We start from the raw sequence: 26403 nt of genomic DNA, 5'->3' as shown, positions 1-26403 counted from the left end.
GCCTGCTTATTGTCCGCAGGTCATGAGTGGAATCGATAAGCTAAATAAGGAAAGCACAAGGCAGAGCGGAACATAAGTCCTGGTGTCTTCTTTTGCGAAATTGGTTCCCTTGATACTTTTCATCAGCCCGATGTATTTGAAATCTCCGATAGCACGAAGGCAGAATATTCCGGAAATGACATAAGTGGCAATATGAATATACCTTCTGTCTATTAGTGAATCTGCGATGCCAATGTTTGCCAGGGTAATGAAAGCAAATAAGGCAAGTCCCAATGCAACGATCAGGGTTCCAAACTTACCCGGCTTCATGGCCTGTTCCCCGCTAACTCTTACCGGTAATGCATTTTTTAAGGCCCAGGTTCCTCCAAAAACCCAATAAATGTGCAAGAAAGAAAGGAAGATAAAGATTAGGGTGTTAATAGCGACTAGTGCAAATATCATTGTTGTTAATTCGTATTGTTGTATTGTCTGATAAACTGGCAGGCAGGTTTAATCTGTGTCTTTACTGTATTTACAGAGATGCCCAATAAAGCCGCAATATCGGAATACTTTAGCTTATCGTCATGATTAAGCAGGAAAATTTTCTTCCCTTGCCCGGCATCAACTCTGCTATGGGCTGAATCTTTTTTGTAAGGTATTGTAGGTCATGGCTATAGCTTGTCTTTTTGTTCTGAATGTAAATTTTCTAAAATCACAAGGTGGTAAATATTATTTTATAGAGATTTACATTCTTATCGGAATACCGTTTATAAACAATAAGAAATATAGGCTCATCAAAAAAACATAGCGCTAATGAAAAAAGAATGGACTGAAGAAGAACTAAAGGAAGTGGCCAGTCAGCTGAGCCTGCCAAAAGGTGAGGCCGGGATAAAGACGGGTGAACGGATGGCACTTTCGAATGAAAATATGATTGCCAGAACGATTGCATCTTTGCAGCTTACTGCGGATGAAAAGGTGCTGGAGATCGGGCAGGGAAATGGCAGCCATATTGCGCTGTTGATGGAAAGTGCAACAGGTTTACACTATATTGGGACGGATATTTCCATTACGATGCTTGAGGAAGCGACCAGAATCAATGATGCCCTGCCGAACTCTGGATCAGTTGCTTTTGAGCTGTCTGATGGAGAACATCTTGATTTTCCAGCGGATACTTTTCAAAAGATCTTTACCGTGAATACCCTTTATTTCTGGAAAGATCCCAAGGCTTATGCAGCAGAGATTTACAAAGTATTGAAGCCTGGTGGCCGTTTCTGCATCGCATTTGCCGCTAAAGAATTCATGGAGCAACTGCCTTTTACAAAATGGGAATTTCAACTTTATACCGCTAAGATGCTCTGTGAACTACTGGAAGAGGCAGGTTTTCATATCCTGGAAATCATCGAAGAAAAAGACAATACCCAAAGTAATTTAGGTACAGCTGTGCAGCGCGATATCGTAATCGTTGCCGCAGGAAAATAGGCGGCGTTTTTACCAGGGACGGTCGCCACCTCCGGAAGATCCATCAGCTGATATCGCCAGAAAATGAGCTGGAACTTCCGGAAGAATGGGCGCATTAAATCCGGTATGACCTGAACAGGCAGGCATCAGGAATGCTTTTCTAAATGGTTATTTTTCAAAGGTTTTACGAATTTTCCTGGCAGTTTTAATATCAGTTAGGGGAGGCAAGTTGTGCTTTTATTTTTTTTCTGCTTTGGGCAATTCCTGCCAGCTGTAACTTTTGTGTACAATTTTCCAGGTACTCTGGTATTTAAGCAATAGAAAATAGTCTGTAAAAGTTCTCGAATTGGGAACTACAATTTCTACTTTTGCCATTGCAGCATCTTTTTCAATATCAATTGAAACAATACGTCCTATTCTGTTTAACTTTTGGCCATCCTTTATGTTCGCAATATATTGTTCTCCTGAACGTATCCACAAAGTGTCTTTTGCAACCGTGTACAAATTGAAATTCTGATGAAAGGCTTTGCGTAGTCGTTCGGGTTGTCCATTTGCCGTACCTTCTATGTAGTCAGAAAGGACTTCTGTGATTTGAGTTAAATCGCTTTTTACTGCCATCTTATTCCCATCTTTAAAGTTGGTATTTAGAATTTTAACGATCTCATTTGCCATTTTGGAAGCAGATGTCGGGTCTTGTCCGGTGACAAACCTGCCGTCAACAATATAGAAGGCATCCCGGCCTTTGTCGGAGTGAACAAAATTTCCATCATTGTTTTTAATCGCATGGTCTATTGAAAACGGAAATGCTTTGTAATATTCCATATCTCTGTTTTCAAATTTGTCCGGATAGCCGGTAATTTTTCTTCCTTTATAGAGTGAATTTCCGGCCTCATCTTTTAAAAAAGCCAAGCCTGCTGTTCCATGGCATATTGATGAAACCACACCATTTTTGTTGTAAATGTCCCTTGCAATTTTTTGAATAGCGGTGTTTTCTGCTACCCCAAACATTGCAGCACCTCCGCCACCATAAAAAATGGCGATATAGTTATCTGCAATAATTTCAGTCGGTTTCTTTGTATGCCCCAATTTGTCCATAAACCAGCCGTCATACAAATACTTTTTTTGAAGGCTGTCTGACGCGTTAATATAACCAATGGGAACTGCTCCACCCTTTGGGCTAATGAAATCGACAGTGTACCCTGCTTTTATAAAGGTATCGTAGGGGACGACGAGTTCTTCAAAGTGGTTGGACGTCGTTATTTTTGTATTTCCATAAAAATCCTGATTGGACGTGACGAACAGGATTTTTTTCTGCGCATAGCTTCCTACCGGGGATAAGCTAATAAAAACAAGTAATGCGGCTATTGTTTTATTCATATAATTGGAAATGATCAGGTTTGAAGTTGAAGAAGATGATATTCGTTGATTCTTTTGATTTGTTCTCAGGAGATTGAAGCACTGATTTCTACTTTCGCAATGGCGATATCGCTTGAAATACCAATAAACACAGCAGAGGTCGAGCAGTTGCCGGGTTTTGCATTCCATTTTTTACAGGGGGGGAGGTACTGTGATTTAGGCACAATTCTAAATTGGTTGCCCCTAAAAATTTTCAGTTGCCAGGAGACATGAAAGAATTGCCCTACCCTGACCGAGTTGCCCATGGCCTGGTCTTCAATGTAGAGATCTAACGTTTTTTGGATGCGCTGCAAACCGCCCGCCGTATCATTTACCAGGGCATTTACATTAAATAACAAAAGACTAAGTCCGATGGATAAAAACACTTTTCTCATTTTTAATTTTTTAAAATTAGTAATGAGTACAAATGTCCGGGCCAGGGTTGTCTTAGCGGCCTTAATTTATAAAGTAGAAGTCTGATTCTATAATATCGAACTTATTTGGCGCATGATTTCTGATATGCTGCGGGGGTTAAACCTGTTATTTCTTTAAATGCGGTAAAGAAAGTCGATTTTGAGTTAAAGCCACTATCATAGCCTAAACTTTCGATGGTATAGTTTTTTTCTGTTTCCAATAGCTTTTTTGCTTTTTCAATTCTATGTTCTTTAATGAGATTTGAGAAAGATTTACCCAATGTTTCGTTTACATATTGAGACAAGATATGTTTGGTCACTTTAAGCTCTTTTGCCGCTTCTTCAAGTGTGAAATTTGGATTAAGAAATAGTTCTTTTTCCGTTATTATGGATAGTTTTTGCGCAATGATATCCAGCGTTTTTTTGTCAATTTCTTTGTTTTTATATTTCTCTTTTTCTTGAAAAAAAGCAGCTTCCCTGCTGTTTCTAAAAATTAAAAGCAAGATAATGATATATAAAATAAAGGTAAATGACAGAGCCCCGGCCATATAGGAGGTATAAGCTGAGGTGGTATAGGCCAACCATATCAATGTAACGCCGAGATAGATGCTGAGTAACCAGATGTCAATTTTTGCCAGGCTTTCTTTCCCCTTGAATTTTTGAATAATTGGCCGAAGGTATTTTAGCGACAAAATTAGGTAAGCGCCCCATTGGGAGTATATAGCTTTTATGATCCATTGGGTCCAAATGGAACGATATTCAAGATATGGATAAAAGAACCCTAAAATCGTTATTATTGCCACATAAGGGATTACATGCCTTGCCCAATTTTGTTTTTCATCTTCTGCGTATGATTTCAGGTATAAAAAAAGAAATGGGCCAATCAGAACACAGGCGGAAAGCCCAATCTGGATAAAAATACTGGATAAGTCCGGATTGAAATAGAAAAATACGGACTTAATAATTCTGATGCTTAAAACAAGGAGCAGCAGGGATAAATAATAATTTGTAAAAACTTTCTTTTTAGCATGTATGGCAAAATATAAGGAAAGTAAGAAACCATTAAAAGCGCCTAAGGCACTAAAAAAGAAAAGCAACTGATTTAACCCTGTCATTATTTTATTAAATTAAGCCTTAGTGCATTGTAAAAGATTTCCTCGTCCCGGCAGATTGGCTATTAATTACAATGCATTTATGAGCAATTTAAGTGCAAGTTATGAATTAATCTTAAAAGGATTACCAGCCTCCGCCACCACCTCCGCCTCCGCCACCTCCGGAAGATCCACTGCTGCTACTGCTGCTGCCTGAACTCCAGCTGGAACTTCCGGAAGATCCGGAGGAAGAACCAGAGCCGGAAGAAGAGGAACTGATCGATGGCGTCGCGTTTTCAAAGGCGCGGCTCAGCGGTTTTGCGAATCCTGAACCGAAGGTACGGTAAGGGAAGCTGTTTCCGTCATACCATTCCGGCTGGTAATCTGTTCCATCAAAAATCTGTTCAAACTTAGCTCCCCATTCATTTTCTACATCCAGAGCCATGGCATAGGGCAGGAATTTCTCAAAAAGCTGAGGGCTGAGCTCCGGTGGGTTCAACAGGTTCAGCCGGTGCTGTTCTGCCGTTTCCAGATACATTTTAAAACCAGCGATTTCACTGAGCATTGCTGCTCCATAAACCGTTGGCGCTTTAATCAGGTAAATAAAAGAGAGGAATAAGAGGGTCGCAAGGATGATAAAAACTGCGCTGGTAGGCTCCATATTTCCTATAAACTGAAAAAGCATCCAGCCTGGTGCACCTGCAAATCCAAGCCCGAATAAAACTAAGAAAAGAGAGATTCCATAGGTGGAACGCAGGCCTTTGATTCCGATATAAATGCAAAATAATCCCGCGCCCAGAAAGGGAGCAAAGAAAAGAAGGACCAGGGGATAACCTCCACCCACAAAATACATAAACAAGGCAAATGCAGCCACTGTAGCGAGGATGCCTTTGATCAGGTGTTTGCTATGTTTAACAAAGTATTTCTCAAAGTCAAGCTTTACTTTTACGTTGGTCTCATAGGCCCTTCTTGCGGTGGATATGTCGTCGTTATTGGATTGGTCAATGGAAATTTTTGATCTGATCCCCAGCAGGTGTTTGTAAATCTGTTGTTCTTCCGGACTGAGTACACTGACATCATCAGAAGCACGTTCTAATACATAGTCGTCTTCCTCTTTTGTGATTTTGATCACTTTCTTAACGGCCATATTGACGATGGAAGTGGCAAAACCTTTTTGATCTGATTTTCTTTTATTGAAGTAGCGGAGCATTGCCGGAGAGAAATCTCCAGGAACATTAAAGCTCGGGATTACGGTCGGACTTTCCGGATCTACTCCGTAGCGTTGCCAGCTGAAGAAGAGATATCCCCCAAGCGCGATTAAAAGTAAGGCGGTAATCGCTATTTCTTTATATTCTGTAAACAGCCGCTCGGTAAATGATGGCTTTTTGATGATGCCGGAAGTAAAGGCTGCGGCAATAGTGAATCCTTCGCCAGGGTTAAGCGGTTGATTGGTTTTAAAGGTAACACTACCATCACTATCGCTAAAAGAATTACAATCATGGGCTTTAGATCCTGCAATACCAGTATAGCAAACGGTATTTCCTCCTTTGGCGGCCCCTGGAAAATGGATGCTGGCAGAAGCAGCGTCAATAGGGAAGGCCCAGTCATTTCCTGTTACATTCCAATACAACTCGTCGTAATCCTTAAAAAATCCAACCTGGCCTCTGGTACTGTAAACGATCTGGTATTCATAAATGCCGGGTTCAAGCATTACGCTTTCGCGTCCGATATAAATGGACCTCATGCCATCGGCTTCTTTCGTAAAAAAGGGTTCTTCAACGCCATCTTTCAGCACACGTTCTATTAAAAAGTCCATCTTTTTCCTGGTGCTGTAAATATCTTTCCGGTATAAGGGCAGGGTTCTTACCAGGCCTCTTTTAATCTGATCAGCGTTGGCATTTACCTTGATCAGCTCGGTGATCCGGACCAATCCTGAGCTGTCAATCTTAATGTCGGAATGAAAAGACAGAATTCTTTCTGTTTGAGCAAATAGCTGTTGAGGGAACTGAAGAAGGATAAGGAAGAGCAGGTAGCTGAAGTATCGCAAAAACTTGTGGATCATGATGATGTTATCTTAAAAGGATGCTTTTTGATTTTCCCTTTCTACAGGGTTTTGTATTTCGAAGAAACTGCCTTGCTGAAAGTTAAAGGCAGTGGCAAGGAGATTAGATGGAAAGGATTCAATGAGGATGTTGTTCTCTCTCACCGTTCCGTTATAATACCTTCTGGACATTTCTATCTCTGATTCTATGGTTTCCAATTGCGACTGAAGTTGTTGGAAATTCGTGTTTGCTTTTAAATCGGGATAGTTTTCTGCGAGGATCATCAATTGTCCGATGGATTGTGTAAGCCCGTTTTCGGCAAGAATCTTTTCGGGAGTATTGCTGGATTGTATGGCATTGCTGCGCAAGCGGGTAATGTTTTCCATCAGCTGCTGCTCATGCGTGGCATAACTTTTAACCGTTTCAATCAGATTGGGGATGAGGTCGTATCTTTTTTTAAGATAAACATCAATTCCACTCCAGGCCTCCTTCATTAGGTTTCTCTTTTTAACGAGCTGATTGTAAGTTAAGATACTACCAGTCAGGAGTAACAGTGCGATGCCGGTAATGATAAGTATTGTCATATTTAAATAAGTTAGAGGAAGATAGCAATATTCAATCATACTGAATGTTTACATTTGCATTTTTTATGATAATGGAGAACAGAATAAGCAGTACCCTTGAACAAATTCAACACGATATTGAGCCGTTAAGACAGGAGATCATTAACCATAAAGTATATTCCGTGATCAACGACCTGGAAGACCTCCGGATCTTTATGGAATACCATATCTATGCAGTGTGGGACTTCATGTCTTTATTAAAGGCCCTGCAAATCAACCTGACCTGTACGAGTCTGCCCTGGTTTCCGGTAGGATCTGGCAACATCAGGTCATTGATCAATGAGATTGTGGCCGGTGAGGAATCAGATGTAGACGCGCATGGAAATAAGAAGAGTCATTTTGAGATGTACCTGGACGCGATGGAACAATGTGGGGCAGATACTCAGGAGATTGGCAGATTTATCAGCGCTTTAAAAAGCGGGGCAGATTTGAAGGCAGCTTATCAGGCGGCCGGAACTCCTCAGGAGGCCATCGACTTTGTTGATTTCACCTTTAGTGTCATCAACGGCGGGCAACATCATGTACAGGCAAGCACCTTTACCTTTGGTAGAGAAGACCTGATTCCGAATATGTTTTTATCTATTGTGAACGACCTGAATAAAAAATTCCCTGATCAGATCTCTCTGTTTAAGTACTATCTGGACAGGCATATTGAGGTAGATGGCGATCATCATAGTCATTTGGCTTTAGAAATGACTGCCGACCTTTGTGGCGATAATGAGGCCAACTGGAAAGCCGCCGAAGAGATGAGCATGGTCTCTTTGAGAAAGCGAATCGGACTTTGGGATGGCGCTTATCGCGCGATTCTGGCCCGTAAAGGTTAGTTCATGTGTATGGGCGGTAGAGAATAGTTGTCAGTTACTTTGTCCAGATAAAGGAGGTTGATCCCCCTGACCACCGCATTGGCATTTTTTTGTGTAATGGGGATGGCAACATGATATACTTCCTCCGGAAAGTCATTCTCATCATGTGATATGAAAACCAGGCGGACTTGTTTCGACTTCCCCGTCTGGTAAATTTGTTGGGCCTGAACCATCAGGCTTGTTCCAATCTTATTGGTCTGGGGAGTCGTCTTAAAGAATCCGTAATCGTGCTGATAACGGATGGACTTTGTATTGATCGTCAGGTATTCTTTCCCGTAAAAGTTCCACAGCGAATACCTGATCAGGAACAAAAACATCAGGGTAAAGGCCAGGGCCATTGCCGTAATTTTTTCTGTTGTTGCCAGGATAATAATACCTGCACATACTATATTTAAAAAAATAAGGACCAGCCTCCCGGCTAAAGAGGTTCTGAGCGTGAGGGTGATGAATAGGCAAATTCCATCGGAATCTATCATAAAGCCATTATCCTTCATAAAAAACGTTAATAATTATAACGAAAGGTAGCTATAAATTACATTATGTTTTTAGTAATAATTTTGATATAATAATGATATTGTATTTTTTGAAGGTAATTTTATTTGTGAATATCGCTTTTGTTAATCTTTATTAATCAACGTGATAGGTGTGCTAAAGCATATTTGGAAAGAAATAAATAAAAATAAATAACCTAAGTGTTGTTTCGTACGAAAAGTTTCCTACCTTTGGATTATGAAAGCGCAGACCACTGAAAATAACAGGCAAATAGAACCGACGAAATCCGAGCTGGAAATCTTACAGGTATTGTGGGAGCAGGGCCCGCTAACGGTTCGCCTGGTGAATGATAAGTTAAATGAAAACCGTGAGGTAAATTATACCTCCACGCTGAAGCTGATGCAGATCATGACAGATAAAGGAATCCTCACCCGGGATGAAAGTCAGATGAAGCACATCTATCATGTTGCGGAGAAAGAGCAAACGACTAAAGATTTTTTATTAGAGAAGTTTATTGATACCATGTATAATGGTTCTGCCAGCAGGTTGATGATGCAGCTGATGGGCAATAAAAAAACTTCCAAAGAAGATCTGGAAACGATTAAAGCACTATTGAATCAATTGGAACAAAAATAATTCATCCTTAAAGAACCACAGGAATGGAAACGATCATTTTTAAAACCTTATTACACTCTCTTTGGCAAGGGCTTGCACTTGCTTTAATTACTGCATTGATCCTGATGTTTACCAGCAGGTCCAGTGCTAAACTGCGTTATAACCTGCTGATTTCGGGTTTGATATTATTTGCGGTCAGCAGTAGTTTGTCCTTTGTTTACGAATGGCAGAAATCAACTCAGACTAATTTTGAAACCCTGGCGGTTGTTGCTCCTGTTGTTCATGATCAGCAAATTCAGGGAGAGGTTGCCCTAACCGGAGCGGAACCGGTAGACCTGCTTCAAAAGGCAGTCCGGTATTTTAGCGGTTATGCTTCTACCATCGTGCTGGTCTGGTTCCTGGTGATCTGCGCCAGAAGCGTTCAGCTTTTCGCAGGACTTTACAGCATTAAAAGAATCAGAAATACGCAGGTAAGCCCAGCAGGGGTATATTGGGAAAACAGGGTGAAGGCCCTGGCCCTTCAGTTTGGAATTACCCAGATGGTACAGATTGTTCAGTCAGGGATTGTAAAGGTGCCTATGGTAGTTGGACATCTTAAGCCATTAATCCTGGTCCCAATAGGGCTGATCAATGGTTTATCAGAAAAAGAAGTGGAGGCGATCATTTGCCATGAGCTGGCACATATCAAAAGAAGAGATTACCTGGTTAATATTTTACAAAGCCTGATGGAGATTGTTTTCTTCTTTAATCCCGCAGTATTGTGGATCAGTAAGCTGATCCGGGAAGAAAGAGAAAGCTGCTGCGATGACATGACGATTTCCAGCACTCATGATAAGGTCAATTACATTAGCGCATTGATTTCCTGTCAGGAGTTTCAACCGGGAAATCCGGAGTATGCCATGGCGATCTCAGGAAAGGACGATCAGCTGGTGCAGCGGGTGAAAAGAATGGTTTCTAATGATAGTCCCAGTTTGAATAAGATTGAAAAAGGAGTGCTTGCCGTAGGGCTGGTTGCTGCAGTTACCTTAAGCGCTGCATTTTCGGGACCACAACGTGCCGCAAAGGAGCCGAAAAATAATGTTGCCTTGCAAGATACACTACGGGTTAAGAAGAAACAGCTAAATTCAACCATTCAGAAAAATTCGTTAAGCAAATCAGAACAGCATTTGGGTAAAACCGATAAGGGGCTTGTTCCTGTTGAAAATCGCCCTGGCCTTGAGCAGGAAATGCTCGAAGACAGGGAGGCTTCGTTACGTGATCAGCAAGCCGCTTTACGTGATAAGGAAGCCATTCTAGTTGACCAGCAGGCTGCTTTGCGCGATCAACAAGCGATCTTGCTCAGTAAACAGGCTGCTTTACGGGACCTGCAGGCACAAAAGAAAGACCGCTCAGCGAAAAGCCAGGATGCATGGGCTGCGGAAAGGGATAAGTTGGCTTTGGAAAGAGATAAGGCCGCTTCAGAAAGAGATAAAGCAGCTGCAGAAAGGGATCGGTTAAGAGTGGAAGAAGATTTGAAATCAGAAGGGAAAGTAAAAAACTCGAGCAGACAGACGACCAGAACTATCGTCAGAGAGAGTGACGACAATCCTGAAAAGAGGAAAGTAACCCTAAAGACGGGAATTACGGCTGATTATCTGAATAAAGGAGAATTTGACGACAATACTTCTACCTATATCGCCAATGATTTAACCAAAGATGGCCTGATCTGGAAAAATGAAAAGCTTTCTTTTAGAATCGATAAGAACAAATTTGAGGTGAATGGAAAAACCTTACCGGAGAGCACCCATAAAAAATACGCAAAGAAATACCTGAAGCGTCCCGACTGGATCCTGGCCTACAACTATGAAATTAAATAATCAGATACTTTAACCGGATCTCTTAACGCCCCTAAACCTAAATTAATGAAACTATATATCGTGACTATCTTAGTCACATGGGCAGCCATTGCCTCAAATTTTGCCTTTGCTCAGTCTTCCGTAACACCTAAAAGTACAGGCAAAGGGCAGATCTCCGGTAAAATACTAAACGAACAAAAACAAGCTTTTGACCTGGCTACAGTCGCCTTATTCAGGGTTCAGGATAGTACATTGCTGAAGAGCAGTTTTACTGAACAGGACGGGAAATTTGCTTTTGAGCAATTGAAGGAAGGCGATTACCGCATAAAAATTTCTGCGATGGGTTATCAGAATTACCAAACGGAAGTGCTGCACATTACTGCCTTGAACCCTGGACTATTGATTCCTGATATCAGCCTGATGGCGACAACAAAAAACCTGAAGGAAGTTTCTATTGTAGGGCAGAAGGCCTTTGTAGAACGAAAGATCGACAGAACGGTAGTCAACGTTGACGCATTGATTGCCAATTCAGGAACGACAGCAATGGATGTACTCGAAAAATCTCCCGGTGTATCTGTGGATCAGAATGGCGTGATTAGTCTGAAAGGAAAACAGGGCGTCACGATATTTATTGACGATAAGCCAACTTATTTATCCGGGGCCGACCTGGAAAGTTATCTGCGTTCCCTGCCTTCGGCTTCATTGGATCAGATCGAACTGATGACCAATCCCCCAGCCAGGTATGATGCTGCGGGAAAAGCCGGAGTGATCAATATCAAAACAAAAAAGACCAATTCCAGAGGATTTAACGGAGGATTGAACCTGGCTTATACCCAGGGGGAACTCGCCAGGAGCAACAATAGTTTTAACCTGAACTACCGCCATAACAAACTGAATTTCTTTACGAGTCTGAGCAATACCTTTCAGAATAATTTTACAGATCTGGATCTCTTTCGCAAGTATAAAAACGAAGATGGAAGCACGAAATCTTATTTTGAGCAAAACAGTTATATCACCAGAAAGGGGACAGGCCTTAATGGTAAAGTGGGGATGGACTATTACCAGACGGAGAAAACAACCTGGGGTGTGGTGCTGACTGGAATGCACAGAACCTCACCAGAAACGACTAACAATGTCAGCAATCTTTTAAATGCACAACGCGGACTGGATTCTATTGTGAAAGCGCTGACTAAGGAGAAGGAGATATTTAAAAATCTGGGAGTTAACATGAATTACCGCCATCAGTTTGATAAAAAAGGACAACAACTGACTGTTGATGCCGATTATCTGGTGTACAATTCAAAGAACAATCAGGTGATCAGCAATTCCTCTTATTTACCGGATCAAAGTTTAAAATCGGAAGATATCCTAATGGGAAAGCTACCTTCTAATATTAAAATCTATACCCTGAAGGCAGATTATAGCAAGCCTTTTAAAAACAACTGGAAAATGGAATTGGGTGCCAAGACGAGTTATACCAAAACCAACAATGTGGGGGAGTACAGCTATACGATTAATCAGGTGACGAAGCCCGACTATGAAAAGAGCAATCACTTTATTTACAAGGAAAACATCAATTCCGGCTATCTGAATATGAATAAAGAAGCTGGAAAATGGTCTTTTCAAATGGGGTTGCGACTGGAACATACCAATTCAGACGGGCATCAGATGGGCAATCCGCTAAAGCCTGACTCGGCTTTCAACAGGAGTTATACCAACCTGTTCCCGACCGTATATCTTTCGTATAAACTGGATACTGCAGGCAATAACCAGATCGGTTTAAACTATGGCAGAAGGGTAGACCGTCCTTACTTTCAACAGTTAAATCCCTTTATTTCGCCCCTGGATAAGTTTACCTATTATTTGGGAAATCCCTTCCTGAATCCTTCATTTACCCATAGCATCGAGCTTTCTCATACTTTTAAAAATAAGATCACCACAACCTTTAGCTACAGCGATACCAAGGATGAGGTGAATGAAACGATCGAAATTAAAAACGGACTTTATTATAGCAGACCGGGTAATATTGGCCGCAAGATTGTGAAGAGCGTTAGTGTGAATGCCGGGCTTGACCTTACTTCATGGTTGAACTGGCAGTTTTATGGAGAGCTGACCAATTTAAATTCAAAGAGCAGCGATTTCTACAATGGCGTATTAAATAGCAAAGGGACCTTTTTCTTTTCGACCAATACTTTTCAATTTAAGCTGAATCAGAGCTGGAGCACCGAGCTTGGAGGAATGTACCGGACAAAGATCAATGATGCTCAGTTTACCATCGGCAAACTTTATGCGATCAATGCAGGTGTCCAAAAGAAATTATCTCCGAGTACCACATTGAAACTGAATGCCAGTGATATCTTTTATACCAGAATCGTTAATGGAGAAATCAATAACCTCGCGCTGACCACAGCAGGCTGGCGGAACCGTTCGGACTCCAGGACAATATTGCTGAGTTTCAGCTATCGCTTCGGTAAGACCTTCTCTGATTTGCGGAAACACAACCAGACGGGCGCAGAAGCAGAAAAAAACAGGGTTAATAATTAGGCTCTCGCCTTTCTATGCCTTGCTCCCCAGGCACAGAGCTTTTTCCATATTGGGATGAGTTCTGTGCTGATTTCTGTTAATTCATATTCTACCCTTGGAGGAACCTCTGCATATACAGTTCTGCTGATCAAACCATCAGCTTCCAGTTCTCTCAATTGTAGGGTCAGCATCCGCTCAGTAATGCTGGACATCGCCTTCCGGATCTCGTTGAACCTTAACTTTTTCTTTTCCAGATTGACCAGAATAAGCAACTTCCAGCGGCCACCCACCATGTCTATTGCATAACTGAGGTCATTGCTTTCGACAATACATTTCCTGTTCACACTATTGGTAGAGTTTTCCTTTCTTTCGGCCATACTTACTTTTTTGTTAGTTCCGCACAATGGGTGGTACGGCGGACAAATCTAAGGCTTAGCTTTTACTTTTGCTGCTCATATTACAGACAGATGAAGAAAATTGCATATATAGGATGCCTCGGATTAATTGGTATTATCAGTACAGAATTTGGTGTTATAGGGATTTTACCTCAGGTAGCGGAGCATTATCAGATCAGCATCGACAAAGCAGGAATACTGCTGAGTGCATTTGCATTGGTTATTGCGTTAACGGGACCATTTATGACACTCTTGTCCTCCGGATTTGACCGTAAAAAGATCATGATGCTCAGCATTGCCATTTTTTTGCTGACTGGTGTGGTCTCGTCCCTGGCGCCACCTTTCTGGTTGTTGATTCTTGTACGGTTGTTGCCGGCCTTTTTACAACCGGTTTTTATCTCTACTGCCATCGCAGCGGCCCTTGCGCATGCAGATCAGAAGAAAGCACATCAATTGATGGGAATAGTATTGGGAGGGATCGCAATTGCGATGGTAACGACGGTGCCTTTTGCCACTTATATGGCGAGTATTTTTAACTGGCAGGCCTCATTTGTTGTCCAGGCTGTGGTCACGGGGCTGGCACTCCTTGCCATTTTTAAAGGAATGCCCCCGATGCCGGTCAGGGAAAAGAAGTCGTACGGAACTCAATTGAAAATCCTGAAAAATCCAGCTTTTCTGATCAGTGCAACGATGAATTTTCTGATGGTAGCCGCCTGGTTTTCTACTTACAGTTATTTTGCTGATTACCTCGGAAAGGTAAAAGGAATGGATACGAAAATGATTAGTTATATGTTGTTCTTATTCGGTATAACGGGTGTTTTCTCAAACTGGCTGGCGGGAAAGATGCTGAGTATCAGTATTCCGGGAACTACTGCTTTCTTTCTTGCCGGAACCGTACTTGTTCCTTTTATGCTGGAGTATTCCGGTGGGAATGGCTGGAGTACCATTATGGTGATTGCCATTTGGGGCTTTCTATACGCACCAACCTTTCTTAACGCCTCTGCTTACCTGATTTCCGCTGCACCTCATGCGCTGGAATTTGCCAACAGCCTGTCTACTTCTTTTGGGAACCTCGGCGTGTCTGTTGGAACGATGTTAAGTGGTTGGGTGATTGCAGATATGGGGGTAAAGCAGAGTCCCTGGGTGGGGATGTGTTTTGGATTGATGGCTTTACTGATGATTTTCTGGAGAACATTATTGGAGCGTAATTCTAAGTTTTTTTCTCATATTAGCGACCAGTAATTGAACCCGGTACCTGATTTAATATGAATTCACTGAACAATACCTCATTTTTTAAAAGACAAGAAGAAGAAGCAATCCGTCTGTCAAGGATGGATTCAAATATGGCGATTTCTAATCAGGACGTGGCTGGAGTAGCCAAATACTGGATGGAAGACATTGTCGTGATCTCCGGCGAAGGAGGTCAGTATTCCGGGAAAGCAAAATTGCTGAAAGTATGGAAAGACATGTTTTCGAAAAAATCACCTTCATTTGAACGCTTACCTAGCTCAATTGTGATCGGCGACAGTGGGATTCTGGCCTGGGAAAGTGGCAGCTGGAGTTATAAGACCGAGACTTTCAGAGGAAATTACTCCGCCATGTGGCGAAAAATTAACGGCGTCTGGCTGACACAGTCGGAGTTGTTCGTTTCTTTGGACTAATCCAGCGTTTTAAGCATCCAGATATTACAGGCAAAATGGCCGGAGTTTCCCAGCGCAGCATCCAAAGCTTTGAATCCGGCCTTTTCATACATACTCACCGCTTGTGCCAACTGCGGCAAGGTTTCCAGATACAGCTGATGATAGCCCAGCTGTCTGGCCGATTCAAAACACTTTTCTAAAAGTTGTTTGCCTATTCCTTTCCCCCGCGCATCTTTTGATAAGTATAGCTTTACCAGCTCAGCACAACCTTCCGGCAATCCTGCTGTAGGATATATGCCGCTCCCTCCAAGAAGCTGACCATTTTCCTCAGCCACAAAATAAAAACTTCCTGTGGTTTGGAATAGCTTAAATAAATCATCTGTTGTTGGATCAGAATGTGCTGTTCCTATTTTAGGGACATTAAAATCTTCTAAAGAAGTACGGATGATTTTAGCAAGTTGTTCATTATCGCCAGCCTGGATGGTTCTGAAAGTAATCTGCATATCTGTCTTTTTTACAAAGATAATATTATAATTTTTCGGGCTGCCATAGGGTTGTCAGTGTCGGTGCTGAAATTTGATTCATAAACATTTAAAGAAATGAAAGTGAATTTGCAAACCCTGACTAAAGACTTGTGCGCCTATAATTTATGGGCAAATAATGAGCTGGTAAGCCGGCTGACAGAAAAAAATGAAGGAACTGCAGCTGTTTCTCCTGAACTACCCCATATCAATCAAAAATTATCGAAGCTCTTATCTGCAGAAGCACAATGGATGGAAAAAATACAATGCCGGGAAGACCGTTCTCCCGAAGAAAAGGTATTTGAAGGTGCCATTGATGCCTTGCTGAAAGACCTGGTCATTCAATCTAAAAACCTGCTCGATTATGTCTCTGAATTATCAGAAGAGACCTTAAAAGAAAAAGTCACATTTGACATTCCCGGGCATGGCGACTTTCACATGTCGAGGTATGAAATGATCCAGCACACCGTAGGAGAGGTTACCCATCACCGGGGTGAAATTGTGATGAGTTAAAAAATACACCTGATGTAAAAAGGAGCCTGTTTTTCAACAGACTCCTTTTGTTTTAGATACTCGCTACAAAAGGCGCTTTTCTGATAAACCTGGGATCACTGAGCTGTTCAATCAGGAAGGCCGCAAGTCCGGCGGTACTTACTTTCTCTCCCAGGCAATCCTGAAGATCAACCACTAACTGCTTCTTTTCTTCCGTTTCTTCGATCCAGGGAAGCCTGACAATCGTCCAGTCGATATTACTCTGCTGTAACAGTTCAACAGCTTTTTCTTTGTCGGCGACTACGACGGGGAAGGTTTGTTTCATCCATGCTGAGCCTTGCTGGTTGGCTGCACTTTTTTGATCTCCCGGCATATCCAGGGTTAATCCGGTTAAGAAGATGTAACGGCTGATCTGCTCCTTGTTCATTGCATGGATCAGGTTTGATGCGGCAAGGCTCGAAATCAGGGGCTCATCTTTGAGTTGCCCGATCACACTGATCACTGCATCACAACCTTTAACGAGTTCGGTGACAGTTTCCAGGTCTTTAATATCTCCAGCCACAATTTCCATGGAAGGGTGTGTAATGGAATAAGACTGTGGTTTTCTGATCAGGGATTTTACCTGATATCCCTGGTCTAATAATTGTTTAAGCAGGGGTTTTCCTACCTTACCGGTTGCGCCGATCAGGGCGACTTTTATAGGAACATTCATATTGTTCTTAATGACAAAATTGATGACATACGATTAATTGTTGAACATTTAAGACAGGAAAAAAAAGGGTATAGTAATTTACTGCCAGTTTTTTGACTGACTCAGTAGCTTTCCTGTCTACAAGGCCGGATTTTTAGAAATCCTGTTTAGATATGTATTAAGAAGTAATATGAAGTGAATATAGGGATAAAAAATTATCTTCGGCTATGATTGATGTTTGTTGTGCAATTATTATAGATGAAGCAGGAAAAGTATTGGTTGCTCAGCGGAGTACCCGCATGTTATTGCCGCTGAAGATGGAATTCCCGGGTGGAAAGATCGAGCTGGGAGAAAGTGCTGAGGATTGTCTGATCAGGGAAATAAAAGAAGAACTGAATGTCGATATTCAGATTTTGTCCGGAAGAGCAGCCCATCAACACATATATCCGGAATTTTCTATCCGGCTGATTCCCTTTGTCTGCCGGATTATTGCCGGTGATGTGGTATTAAAAGAGCATGCTTCCTATAGCTGGATGGAAACATCCGCATTGCGGGGTTGCGATTGGGCAGCTGCGGATATTCCCATTGTTAATGATTACCTGGATTCTTTAGGAATTAACTGAACCATCCACGCTTTTTTGGAGGATCCTCATCCGGGGGATTAATTCCTGCGGCTCTGGCTAAAGTGACCATCTCCAGCGCTTTTCCTTCGTCTTTTACTTCGTTGTCGTAGCGGTACAGTCTGATCAGCTCCAGATAAGTGTCGGTCTGACCAAGTTCCAGTGCCTGATGATAAAAGGCTAACGCTTTACGGCTATCCGGCCTGCAGCCCTGGCCCAGTTCGTACATGGTGGCGAGGTTATAAGCAGATTGCCCATCACCTTCTTTTGCACTTGCTTTATAGTAACTGATCGCTGGCTCATAGTCTTCTTTTAGAAAAAGTACATAGGCATGCCGGCCGTAACTGGGAAAATTAAGCTGCTCCGCCTGTTGATAATGTTTTAATGCTTTGTCCAGATTTTGCTCAACCCATATGCCATCCAGGTAAAGGTCGGCAAGATTTGCATGTGCCCTGCCATTTCCATATTCTGCAGCTCTTTCGTACCAGCGGATGGCCTGGTCAATATTTTGTTTTACACCTATTCCATTGAGGTGACAGATGGCAAATCCATTCATTGCATCTACAGAGCCTGCTTTTTGTCCGCTTCGATACCAAAAATAAGCTTTGTTGGCATCGTAATGAGGGCCATTGCTGCTGTAAATAAAGCCCAGGTCGTTCATGGAGTCAGCATCCCCTTTTTCAGCTGCAAGCAGATGGTATTTTAAAGCCTTGTCGATATCTCCCTCATTTAGGGCTTTTGATCCCTTGTGGTAAAGGTCAAGTGCCGGCGCATTTGTTCCTGCCAGATCAGCCAGGATTTTTCTTTGTTCCTCAGCCAGACTTTCCGGATGGTAACCTGCGGAGAGCTGTCTGGCGGCGATTTCATGGTCTACGGCCCTCATCGTTTGATCGCTATAGACCAGAAATACACTGCTTTCAAGAAAGCCCAGAATCTCCCAGCTGCCATCTTTATCTCTGCGGATATAGTCCCGCATGGAATCAAATTGCGGACTGATGAATGTGTTTCTTCCATCAATCGCATCAAAAAGGCCGACTTTTCCGGATTGAAATATACGGAAACAAGCTTCATTGAGCTCATCTATACGGTTGTAGATACAGGGGAGCAAGGTACCTTCTGCAATACGAAAAAGTCCGAATTTCCCTTTCTGTTTCAGGATGTACACCTGGCTTCCGCTACAATAATTGATCTCTTCATATTCAGCGGGTAGGATGGTTTCGCCATCTTGTCTGATCAAAGACCGGAGTTTTAGTTTGTTTTTATTTCCTGCAGGTACGATTTCTGTCGGAACGAAAAAATGCTGTTCTTTTTCAAAACCGGCCCATTGTACATCTGTGACTTTATTTGTTCCTATTTTTTGAAGATCCTGAAGGAAGAAACATTTCTGTTTACCGGATTTCAGTATTCCTGAATATAGGTTATAGCCGTCATATTGGTGACAATCGAGTTCTTTCAGGTATTCGAAAGGGAGTAAGATATCGTTGTCTGCGTTGACCACTGCCCAGCTGTCCTCCCTGCATACGTTAAAATAATAAGGTTCCAGGCTGAGGTCTGTGATGTCATCATAGAGAAAGGCGACATCCAGGTTTTTAAAAGGCTGGAAGAATCCATATTTGTCATTTAATTTTACGGTGGAGATGCCTTTGCTCAGATCGTAAGCATCATCAAACTGTAAAGGCAGGAGCTCTTCTCCCTGACGGTTGACATAACCATATTTGCCGTTCTTTTGAACGACAGCGAGTTCTTCTCCCTCCGGGAAATAATAAACTTCATCGTACTTTGCCGGGATCAGGATTTCCCCTGTATCGTTTTTGATCCCTTTACAACCATTTTCTGTATAAAAAACCTGGTTAGGGTGATCGTTCTCTTCCTCTTCGTCGTCATCATAAACACCAGAACTGATCACTTCCCAGCCATAATCATAGCCGGAGTGGTTCAGGTAGGGTTTGAAGCTTTGAAATTGAAGTGGCCCCTGGTTAAATTCAGGACAGTTGTCCAGTAAGGAAGGATCGTCCTGTGCCATCGCTTCTTTTAGGATGGCATTGGTGGTATTGATGTCATTCAGAAGTTTGATGGCCTGTATTTTATGCGGGACCTCATCCATATTAAAGACATCCCAGGCATCAAGATGAAAAAAATCATGTATAACCTTTTCTTCAAGAAATTTAAAGATGCGTTTTTTTGCCAGATCAAAGGCCTTTTCATCGTCAATGAGTTGTGCTTTATGTTGGTCTATGAACTCATAAAATGCTTTGATGCGCTGAATTCCCAAAGCGGCCGGTGAATAGATTCCACCATCCGTCCCATTGAATACAGGTGTTGAAATTATGGGCTCATGTGCAAATAAAGGATGTAGAAAAATAGGGAACTCATAGTTCCACTCTGTCATCAGCAGATTGTTTTCTGTATTGCCACCTATTCCTGCCAGGATGTTTGTTAAAAAGTCCGGGCTTTCTATGGTAGCTGCGACCTTTTCCGGAAGAAGTCCCTGGTTTAAGTTGTATAAGTATATTCTGTGCGCCATTAAAAATTGAAATCGTTTCTTATCCTCTCTGTGCAATAATAATGCAAGGAAACTGATAATCGGAATTATTTATTAAGATTTCTATTTCCGTGTAATTTTAAGTTTAGAAATTGAAGATTGAGAAAGTATTACTTAAATTCGGATTTCAAGGGAACAGCTGAACGCGGAGCATGATCTTGCGGTTAAGGCGATATTATGAACCGGGCTTGATGCTCATCAATCAATAAAAAACAATTATATACTGATGAAACCATCATAAGCATACCGCTTACAAACAGTAATGAATAGGCGCATGATCGCTTCATACCCATTAAAAAAACAATTATATACTGATGAAAAACTCAAAAAACGCATTGATATTTCTGGCAACTATGCTTCCGGTTTTTGCGGAGGCACAGCTCAGTAATACAGAAAAGAAGACTATGAATTATCCGGAAACGAAAAAAGAAAACGTAAAAGACAGCTATTTTGGAACGAATGTAGACGATCCTTACCGGTGGTTGGAGGATGACCGTTCTGCCGATACCAAACAATGGGTAGAAGCACAGAATGTGGTGACCCAGAGATACATGTCGCAAATTCCTTACCGCAACGACATTAAAGAACGTTTGAAACATTTGATGAATTATGAGAAGTACTCTCAGCCATTCAAAGAAGGCGGCTATACTTATTATTATAAAAATACCGGACTGCAGAACCAAAGTGTATTGTACCGCCAGAAAGAAGGAGGGGAGCCGGAGATTTTCCTGGACCCAAATACTTTTTCTAAAGATGCGACCACTTCGCTTGCCGGAATAAACTTTTCAAAAGATGGAAGTATGCTGGCCTATCAGTTGTCTGAAGGTGGTTCCGACTGGACGAAAGTCATCGTCATGAAATCGGCAGATAAAACGGTCGTAGGAGAAACCTTAACCGATGTTAAATTCTCAGGGATCTCCTGGCAGGGAAACGATGGTTTTTATTATAGCAGCTATGATAAGCCGGCAGAAGGAAGCCAGCTTTCCGGTTTGACGCAATACCATAAATTATTTTACCACAAACTGGGAACAGCGCAAAAAGAGGATCAGCTGATTTTTGGAGGGGACAAAACTCCAAGACGTTATATTGGTGCAGGATTAACGGAAGATGAACGCTATCTCGTCATTTCTGCCGCAAATTCAACTTCCGGAAATGAGCTTTACCTCAAAGACCTGAAAACAAAAGATGGTGCGATTGTTCCTGTGGTGAATAATTTCGATAAGAACCATAACATCATTGATAATGTTGGAAGTAAGTTGTTCATCTATACCAATCTTAATGCGCCTAACGGGCGTGTGGTAACTGTTGATGCGGGTAGTCCCGGAGTTGAAAACTGGAAAGATCTGATCAAAGAAACGGAGAATGTACTGAGCCCTTCCAGCGGAGGAGGTAAGCTATTTGCCAATTACATCAGGGATGCGGTATCTATGGTATTGCAATACGACAGGAACGGTAAACTGGAACATGAGATTAAATTACCCGGAATTGGATCTGCAGGTGGATTTGGCAGTAAAGAAAAGGATAAAGAGTTGTATTATACTTTTACTTCCTATGTCTATCCCTCTACTATTTTTAAGTATACCATAGCCAGCGGTAAGTCTGAAGTTTATAAAAAATCAGGCGTAGATTTTGATCCCGCAAACTATGAGTCTAAGCAGGTTTTTTATGCTTCTAAGGATGGAACGAAGGTTCCGATGATCATTACTTATAAGAAAGGGATTGTCCTGAATGGGAAGAATCCAACGGTATTGTACGGATATGGAGGTTTTGATGTTAGTCTGACACCCTCATTCAGTACAGCAAATATCATTCTGATGGACCAGGGGGGCATTTATGCGGTAGCTAACCTTCGTGGTGGTGGTGAGTATGGCGAAAAATGGCACCTTGCAGGAACAAAAATGCAAAAACAAAATGTATTTGATGATTTCATCGCTGCGGGAGAATACCTGATTGCGAATAAATACACGTCGAAAGATTACCTGGCCAGTATGGGCGGTTCGAATGGCGGATTATTGGTTGGTGCGACATTGGCGCAGCGTCCGGATCTTTTTAAAGTAGCCTTTCCGGCAGTAGGGGTCATGGATATGTTGCGTTACCATAAATTTACCGCCGGAGCAGGTTGGAGTTATGATTACGGAACTTCTGAAGATTCTAAAGAGATGTTCGATTATTTGTATAAATACTCGCCTGTACATGCGCTGAAGGCTGGAACTAAATACCCTGCAACATTGGTAACTACCGCAGATCATGACGATCGTGTTGTTCCGGCGCATTCCTTCAAATTTGCAGCAAATTTACAGAAAGACCAGGCAGGTGATGCCCCGGTTCTGATCAGCATTCAGACCAATGCCGGACATGGCGCCGGTAAACCTACAGATAAGGCGATAGAAGAGATTGCCGATCGCTGGGCATTCTTGTTTTACAATATGGGTATTACTTATAAAAAATAATACCCGGTAATACCAACAATTAAAAGATGTGTTTAAGAACCTTATTTAACCAATTTAAGGAGCTTAGGCACATCTTTTTCATTTCCGGTGAAAAGGATCAATTTCTTGTCTGCGCCAAAAAGGTATAATGAAGGGTATTGTTTCGGATGAAACAACGGAATGAAAACATAGTCCTTGTCTTGAAGGTTCGTTACATTCTTCATTGATTTTAGGGGTTTTGCATAGGTATCCATGAAATAATTGATGGATCGAAAAACATCCTGTGAAACGAGATACAGGTTCGCGCCAGACAATTCCTTGCTGCTTTTTGAAAGGTCGGTCGCCACAGTCTGACAATGACCGCAAGTCGCATCAAAAAACATGATCAGGGATTTCTTCCCCTTAGGAATCTGATCTGTCGTAAAGCTGGTCCCATCTGCCTTGTAAAAAGTAGCTTTAGGAATAACCGAGCCGGCAGGGAGTCCCTGTGAAAATGCGCTTAGTGAAAATGCAGTGATAAGAAATGAAAAGAAAATTTGTTTCATCTGGGATGTTTTATAGGTTAATAAATGCTAATATCTGATTCTAAAGCATTACTTGTATCATTTGAATTCAAAATTACAATTCCTATATTTATCAGCTGAGCTGCCAATGGGAAATTATTATGGCATTTATCAGTTGAGTCCTTATTAACAGACAATACGAAAGACAATGAAAAAAATGAAGTGGAGCGGTTTGGCGGGGAAAGTTTTGATCCTGGTGATTGTTATGTTCAATATCGGTTGTGATCAGATTACAAAATCTATCGTAAGAGAACATGTGCAGTCCAATGCAAATATCAAGATCATCAGCGATAAGATTACCCTGACCAATGTAGAAAATTCAGGTGCTTTTTTAAGCGTCGGCGATTCGCTTCATTCCGGCATTAAGTTCGTCCTGCTTTTATTGCTGCCTTTAGCCGTCCTGCTGATGGGCGTTTATTTTGTGATGACCCGAAAAAACCTGTCGCCCTTACTGACTTTTGGGATTTGCTGTGTCATCGGTGGCGGGGCAGGAAACCTATATGACCGCATTATTTATGGCTCTGTAACGGATTTTCTTCACATAGACTTTGTTGTTTTTCAAACCGGTGTTTTCAATGCTGCGGACCTTTCCATTATGTTGGGCATGCTGCTGATCATGATCGATTCCTTCTCAAGAAGGAAGCTTGCAAATGCCAGCTATAGTTAATCCCGGATCTTTCCGGTTTTGTTACCCAATTTTGTATTCATGAAGCTATTGGTTGTAGAAGATGAGATCGATCTGCTGGAAGTAATCCGCCAGTCACTGGAAAAAGAAAACTATCTGGTAGAAACTGCCGGCAGTTATGTCCTTGCTTTAGAAAAGATCGTTTCCTATGAATACGATTGTATCCTGCTCGACATTATGTTGCCAGATGGAACTGGTCTGGATCTGTTGGCCGAGCTAAAACAAATGAACAAATCTGATAACGTGATTATCATTTCTGCGAAAGATTCCCTGGAAGATAAGATCAAAGGCCTGGAGATGGGCGCGGATGATTATCTCGTGAAACCTTTTCATATTGCGGAGCTCAATGCACGCATCAAATCTGTGCTGAGAAGAAAATCACTGAACGGTAAAAATACCATTGAACATGCGAATGTTAAAATTGACCTTGATGAACGCCAGGTCTGGATCGACGGGGATGAACTGGTACTGAACCGTAAAGAATTCGACATTCTAAGCTACCTCGCTGTAAATAAAAACCGCCTGGTCAATAAAACCGCATTGGCAGAACAGGTTTGGGGTGATTATATGGACGGAGCAGATGACTATGAGTTTATCTATTCCCAAATTAAGAACCTCCGTAAGAAACTTAAAGAAAAACTGGCTGGCATAGAGGTTCAGGCCGTATATGGAATCGGTTATAAACTGGTGGTCGCATGAACCTGCTGAATTACACACTTAAATACCTTTCTATAGCTTTATTGCTGGTGATCAGCATCTGGGCGGTCCTCTTTTATTTCAATATGATTGATGAAGTGCAGGACAGCCTTGATGACGGACTCGAAAATAATAAAATGCTGGTCATACAGCGGGTGGAGAAAGACAGCGGAATCATTCAGCGATCGGGATTTTCTGAGCACAATTATGAGATCAAAGAGGTGACCGAAAAATCAGGACTGAAATTTAAAGATAAGTATCAGGACACGCTCATGTACACCCTTAATGAGGAAGATATGGAGCCTTTTCGGATGCTGACCACCGTGTTTAACAAGGACAATAAGTATTACGAAATGAAGGTGGTATCTTCTACAGTGGAGGAGGACGACCTCGTGAGAAGCCTGTTGTATAGTCTGATCTGGCTCTATACGGCTATATTAGTCAGCTTCTTTGTGATCAATCACCTCCTGCTTCGAAGAATATGGACCCCATTTTATCTGTTGCTCAAAAGATTGAAAGCGTTCCGGCTGGATAAAGACCAGGGAATAGAAACTGGCAGGACCGAAGTGAAAGAATTTAAAGAGCTGAATGCAGCAGTAGAGAGTTTGGTTGCACAATCTGTCGGCACTTACGGAAGTCAGAAGCAGTTTATAGAAAATGCGGCACATGAATTACAAACACCTCTGGCCATCAGCCTGAACAGGCTGGAACTGCTGGCAGAAAATGAAGACCTTTCGGATCAGCATCTGGAGGCCATCGGACAGGTAATCGGCACTTTGCAAAGGCTTACCAGATTGAATAAATCTCTGTTGCTACTCTCGAAAATTGAAAATAAACAATATGGAGAAGTGGCCCTGCTCTCCATCACCACGCTGACAAAAACATTGATTTCAGAGTACGAAGACTTTGCAGCGCTAAAATCTGTTCAGGTTCATTTGAAGGAAGAAGGCCCGCTGGAAGTTGCAATGAACAAAGACCTGGCGGCGATATTAATTTCTAATTTACTTAAAAATGCCATCACTCATAATATTGCAGGAGGGACGGTTAACGTATCGATTGGCCCTAATGGTTTAGTCATCAGCAATACCGGCCGTTCTGTTGCGCTGGATCCGGAAAAGGTCTTTAAGCGCTTTAAAAAAGACAGTCAGGCGCAAAGCAGTACCGGTCTTGGACTTGCCATAGTGAAAGCGATCATAGACCTCTATGGTTTCGGTATTCAATATTCCTATACAGATCAGCATCATCTAAAATTAAATTTCAGATAACTGGTTTTTTATTCATTCGGGTATTCCTTTCCAGTTTCTTTTCAGATTTGACCTCTTTCTTTGTGGTATATAAAAAACATGACCATGAAACAGAGCATTATATTAGCAGCCGGTCTGCTTTTTTCGGGCCTTACTTATGCACAGGACATTCCTGTAAAAGAAGTGCCTTCCGTAGTACTTAATTCTTTTAGCAAAGCATTTCCACAAGCAGTGAAAGTAGACTGGGAGAAAAAAGGAGATTTGTTCAATGCAGATTTCGATATCGGCAGAAGAGACCATGAAGTGTGGTTAAATCATAAAGGAGCAATCGTAAAATATAAAAAAGAGCTTCGTAGCCGGGAATTGCCTTCGGTAGTTGCCAACAGCATCAAAAAGAATTTCAAAGGATTTAGAATTGACGACGTAGATAAGTACGAAGAAGAAAAACAATTTTTTTACAAGGTGGAATTGAAAACTCTTTCTGAAGAGAAAAAAGTAGTTTTTGATGCACAAGGAAAAATCAGCAACAGAATTTTATAATCCCCCCAAAACAACA

27 protein-coding genes are annotated in these 26403 nt (G+C 41.9%); 14 read left to right on the top strand and 13 right to left on the bottom strand.

Annotated features, from left to right (window positions below; genetic code table 11):
* Window positions 1-6: 6 nt before the first annotated feature.
* Together BLQ87_RS20805 and BLQ87_RS34275 are read right to left on the bottom strand one after the other, a co-directional pair.
* Window positions 7-441: a DUF3995 domain-containing protein gene (locus tag BLQ87_RS20805; RefSeq protein ID WP_074610576.1), complete on the bottom strand. Its 435-nt coding sequence runs from the start codon at window positions 439-441 to the stop codon at window positions 7-9.
* Window positions 442-446: 5 nt separating this feature from the next.
* Window positions 447-575, bottom strand: a complete 129-nt coding sequence (locus BLQ87_RS34275) for a sigma-70 region 4 domain-containing protein (protein WP_216857838.1) — start codon at window positions 573-575, stop codon at window positions 447-449.
* 217 nt (window positions 576-792) lie between these two features.
* Here BLQ87_RS34275 and BLQ87_RS20795 point away from each other — a divergent pair, with 217 nt between their 5' ends.
* Entirely contained in the window at window positions 793-1458 is a 666-nt protein-coding gene (locus BLQ87_RS20795; protein WP_074610574.1) for a class I SAM-dependent methyltransferase, read from the top strand.
* 216 nt (window positions 1459-1674) lie between these two features.
* On the opposite strand, the gene BLQ87_RS33220 is transcribed toward BLQ87_RS20795, so the two are convergent.
* The 5 genes from BLQ87_RS33220 to BLQ87_RS20765 form a co-directional block, all read right to left on the bottom strand.
* On the bottom strand, window positions 1675-2814 hold the full coding sequence (locus BLQ87_RS33220; protein ID WP_172664921.1) for a nuclear transport factor 2 family protein: 1140 nt from the start codon (window positions 2812-2814) through the stop codon (window positions 1675-1677).
* 65 nt (window positions 2815-2879) lie between these two features.
* The gene (locus tag BLQ87_RS33575) at window positions 2880-3227 is read right to left on the bottom strand and encodes a nuclear transport factor 2 family protein (protein WP_074610572.1); all 348 of its coding nucleotides are present in this window, start codon (window positions 3225-3227) and stop codon (window positions 2880-2882) included.
* A gap of 101 nt (window positions 3228-3328) precedes the next feature.
* On the bottom strand, window positions 3329-3793 hold the full coding sequence (locus BLQ87_RS33850) for a helix-turn-helix domain-containing protein (RefSeq protein ID WP_172664922.1): 465 nt from the start codon (window positions 3791-3793) through the stop codon (window positions 3329-3331).
* A 688-nt stretch (window positions 3794-4481) separates the two neighbouring features.
* On the bottom strand, window positions 4482-6398 hold the full coding sequence (locus BLQ87_RS20770; protein WP_074610568.1) for a DUF2207 domain-containing protein: 1917 nt from the start codon (window positions 6396-6398) through the stop codon (window positions 4482-4484).
* Window positions 6399-6410: 12 nt separating this feature from the next.
* On the bottom strand, window positions 6411-6962 hold the full coding sequence (locus BLQ87_RS20765; protein ID WP_074610567.1) for a LemA family protein: 552 nt from the start codon (window positions 6960-6962) through the stop codon (window positions 6411-6413).
* Window positions 6963-7033: 71 nt separating this feature from the next.
* Here BLQ87_RS20765 and BLQ87_RS20760 point away from each other — a divergent pair, with 71 nt between their 5' ends.
* Window positions 7034-7825 (top strand): DUF3050 domain-containing protein, encoded by a 792-nt coding sequence (locus tag BLQ87_RS20760; protein ID WP_245723898.1) that lies wholly within the window; start codon window positions 7034-7036, stop codon window positions 7823-7825.
* On the opposite strand, the gene BLQ87_RS20755 is transcribed toward BLQ87_RS20760, so the two are convergent.
* The gene (locus BLQ87_RS20755; protein WP_074610565.1) at window positions 7822-8358 is read right to left on the bottom strand and encodes a hypothetical protein; all 537 of its coding nucleotides are present in this window, start codon (window positions 8356-8358) and stop codon (window positions 7822-7824) included. The genes BLQ87_RS20760 and BLQ87_RS20755 overlap by 4 nt on opposite strands.
* Window positions 8359-8593: 235 nt before the next feature.
* On the opposite strand from BLQ87_RS20755, the gene BLQ87_RS20750 reads away from it, so the two are divergent.
* Genes BLQ87_RS20750 through BLQ87_RS20740 form a run of 3 tightly spaced genes read left to right on the top strand, consistent with a single transcriptional unit; the run spans window position 8594 to window position 13350 of the window.
* Window positions 8594-8992 (top strand): BlaI/MecI/CopY family transcriptional regulator, encoded by a 399-nt coding sequence (locus tag BLQ87_RS20750; protein ID WP_074610564.1) that lies wholly within the window; start codon window positions 8594-8596, stop codon window positions 8990-8992.
* A 23-nt stretch (window positions 8993-9015) separates the two neighbouring features.
* Window positions 9016-10827 carry a M56 family metallopeptidase gene (locus tag BLQ87_RS20745; protein ID WP_074610563.1) on the top strand — a complete coding sequence of 604 codons (1812 nt, stop codon included), beginning with the start codon at window positions 9016-9018 and terminating at the stop codon, window positions 10825-10827.
* Window positions 10828-10872: 45 nt separating this feature from the next.
* Window positions 10873-13350: a TonB-dependent receptor gene (locus BLQ87_RS20740; RefSeq protein WP_074610561.1), complete on the top strand. Its 2478-nt coding sequence runs from the start codon at window positions 10873-10875 to the stop codon at window positions 13348-13350.
* On the opposite strand, the gene BLQ87_RS20735 is transcribed toward BLQ87_RS20740, so the two are convergent.
* Window positions 13347-13706, bottom strand: coding sequence for a winged helix-turn-helix transcriptional regulator (locus tag BLQ87_RS20735; protein WP_074610559.1), 360 nt, complete (start codon window positions 13704-13706; stop codon window positions 13347-13349). The two genes, BLQ87_RS20740 and BLQ87_RS20735, sit on opposite strands and share 4 nt — an antisense overlap.
* Before the next feature lie 90 nt (window positions 13707-13796).
* Here BLQ87_RS20735 and BLQ87_RS20730 point away from each other — a divergent pair, with 90 nt between their 5' ends.
* Together BLQ87_RS20730 and BLQ87_RS20725 are read left to right on the top strand one after the other, a co-directional pair.
* Complete coding sequence (locus tag BLQ87_RS20730) at window positions 13797-14966, top strand: MFS transporter (RefSeq protein ID WP_074610558.1); 1170 nt, start codon at window positions 13797-13799, stop codon at window positions 14964-14966.
* 23 nt (window positions 14967-14989) lie between these two features.
* Window positions 14990-15385: a YybH family protein gene (locus BLQ87_RS20725; RefSeq protein ID WP_074610556.1), complete on the top strand. Its 396-nt coding sequence runs from the start codon at window positions 14990-14992 to the stop codon at window positions 15383-15385.
* Here the strand turns inward: BLQ87_RS20725 and BLQ87_RS20720 are convergent.
* Entirely contained in the window at window positions 15382-15867 is a 486-nt protein-coding gene (locus tag BLQ87_RS20720) for a GNAT family N-acetyltransferase (protein ID WP_074610555.1), read from the bottom strand. The genes BLQ87_RS20725 and BLQ87_RS20720 overlap by 4 nt on opposite strands.
* Window positions 15868-15963: 96 nt before the next feature.
* On the opposite strand from BLQ87_RS20720, the gene BLQ87_RS20715 reads away from it, so the two are divergent.
* Complete coding sequence (locus tag BLQ87_RS20715; RefSeq protein ID WP_074610553.1) at window positions 15964-16398, top strand: DinB family protein; 435 nt, start codon at window positions 15964-15966, stop codon at window positions 16396-16398.
* 52 nt (window positions 16399-16450) lie between these two features.
* Here the strand turns inward: BLQ87_RS20715 and BLQ87_RS20710 are convergent, their stop codons facing one another.
* Window positions 16451-17089, bottom strand: a complete 639-nt coding sequence (locus tag BLQ87_RS20710; RefSeq protein ID WP_074610552.1) for an NAD(P)-dependent oxidoreductase — start codon at window positions 17087-17089, stop codon at window positions 16451-16453.
* Between the two features lie 206 nt (window positions 17090-17295).
* Between BLQ87_RS20710 and BLQ87_RS20705 the strand changes: the two genes are divergently transcribed.
* The gene (locus tag BLQ87_RS20705) at window positions 17296-17691 is read left to right on the top strand and encodes a (deoxy)nucleoside triphosphate pyrophosphohydrolase (RefSeq protein ID WP_074610550.1); all 396 of its coding nucleotides are present in this window, start codon (window positions 17296-17298) and stop codon (window positions 17689-17691) included.
* On the opposite strand, the gene BLQ87_RS20700 is transcribed toward BLQ87_RS20705, so the two are convergent.
* Window positions 17684-20212: an SEL1-like repeat protein gene (locus BLQ87_RS20700; protein ID WP_074610548.1), complete on the bottom strand. Its 2529-nt coding sequence runs from the start codon at window positions 20210-20212 to the stop codon at window positions 17684-17686. The genes BLQ87_RS20705 and BLQ87_RS20700 overlap by 8 nt on opposite strands.
* A 332-nt stretch (window positions 20213-20544) precedes the next feature.
* On the opposite strand from BLQ87_RS20700, the gene BLQ87_RS20695 reads away from it, so the two are divergent.
* Window positions 20545-22680, top strand: coding sequence for a prolyl oligopeptidase family serine peptidase (locus BLQ87_RS20695; RefSeq protein ID WP_074610547.1), 2136 nt, complete (start codon window positions 20545-20547; stop codon window positions 22678-22680).
* A 41-nt stretch (window positions 22681-22721) separates the two neighbouring features.
* Here BLQ87_RS20695 and BLQ87_RS20690 read toward each other — a convergent pair whose 3' ends face one another.
* Window positions 22722-23204 (bottom strand): TlpA family protein disulfide reductase, encoded by a 483-nt coding sequence (locus BLQ87_RS20690; RefSeq protein ID WP_074610545.1) that lies wholly within the window; start codon window positions 23202-23204, stop codon window positions 22722-22724.
* Between the two features lie 166 nt (window positions 23205-23370).
* Between BLQ87_RS20690 and lspA the strand changes: the two genes are divergently transcribed.
* The 4 genes from lspA (at window position 23371) to BLQ87_RS20670 (ending at window position 26387) form a co-directional block, all read left to right on the top strand.
* Window positions 23371-23889, top strand: a complete 519-nt coding sequence (gene lspA / locus BLQ87_RS20685; protein ID WP_245723897.1) for a signal peptidase II — start codon at window positions 23371-23373, stop codon at window positions 23887-23889.
* Between the two features lie 39 nt (window positions 23890-23928).
* Window positions 23929-24606: a response regulator transcription factor gene (locus tag BLQ87_RS20680; protein ID WP_074610543.1), complete on the top strand. Its 678-nt coding sequence runs from the start codon at window positions 23929-23931 to the stop codon at window positions 24604-24606.
* Window positions 24603-25868, top strand: a complete 1266-nt coding sequence (locus BLQ87_RS20675) for a sensor histidine kinase (protein WP_074610542.1) — start codon at window positions 24603-24605, stop codon at window positions 25866-25868. The genes BLQ87_RS20680 and BLQ87_RS20675 overlap by 4 nt, the downstream gene beginning before the upstream one ends.
* Before the next feature lie 84 nt (window positions 25869-25952).
* Entirely contained in the window at window positions 25953-26387 is a 435-nt protein-coding gene (locus BLQ87_RS20670) for a PepSY-like domain-containing protein (protein ID WP_074610838.1), read from the top strand.
* Window positions 26388-26403: the final 16 nt, after the last annotated feature.

This window comes from Pedobacter steynii (assembly GCF_900103665.1).
In the GTDB taxonomy this organism is placed as follows: Bacteria; Bacteroidota; Bacteroidia; order Sphingobacteriales; family Sphingobacteriaceae; genus Pedobacter; species Pedobacter steynii.
Note: the sequence above shows the minus strand (reverse complement) of the source record. Positions and strands in the feature narration are given on the sequence as shown.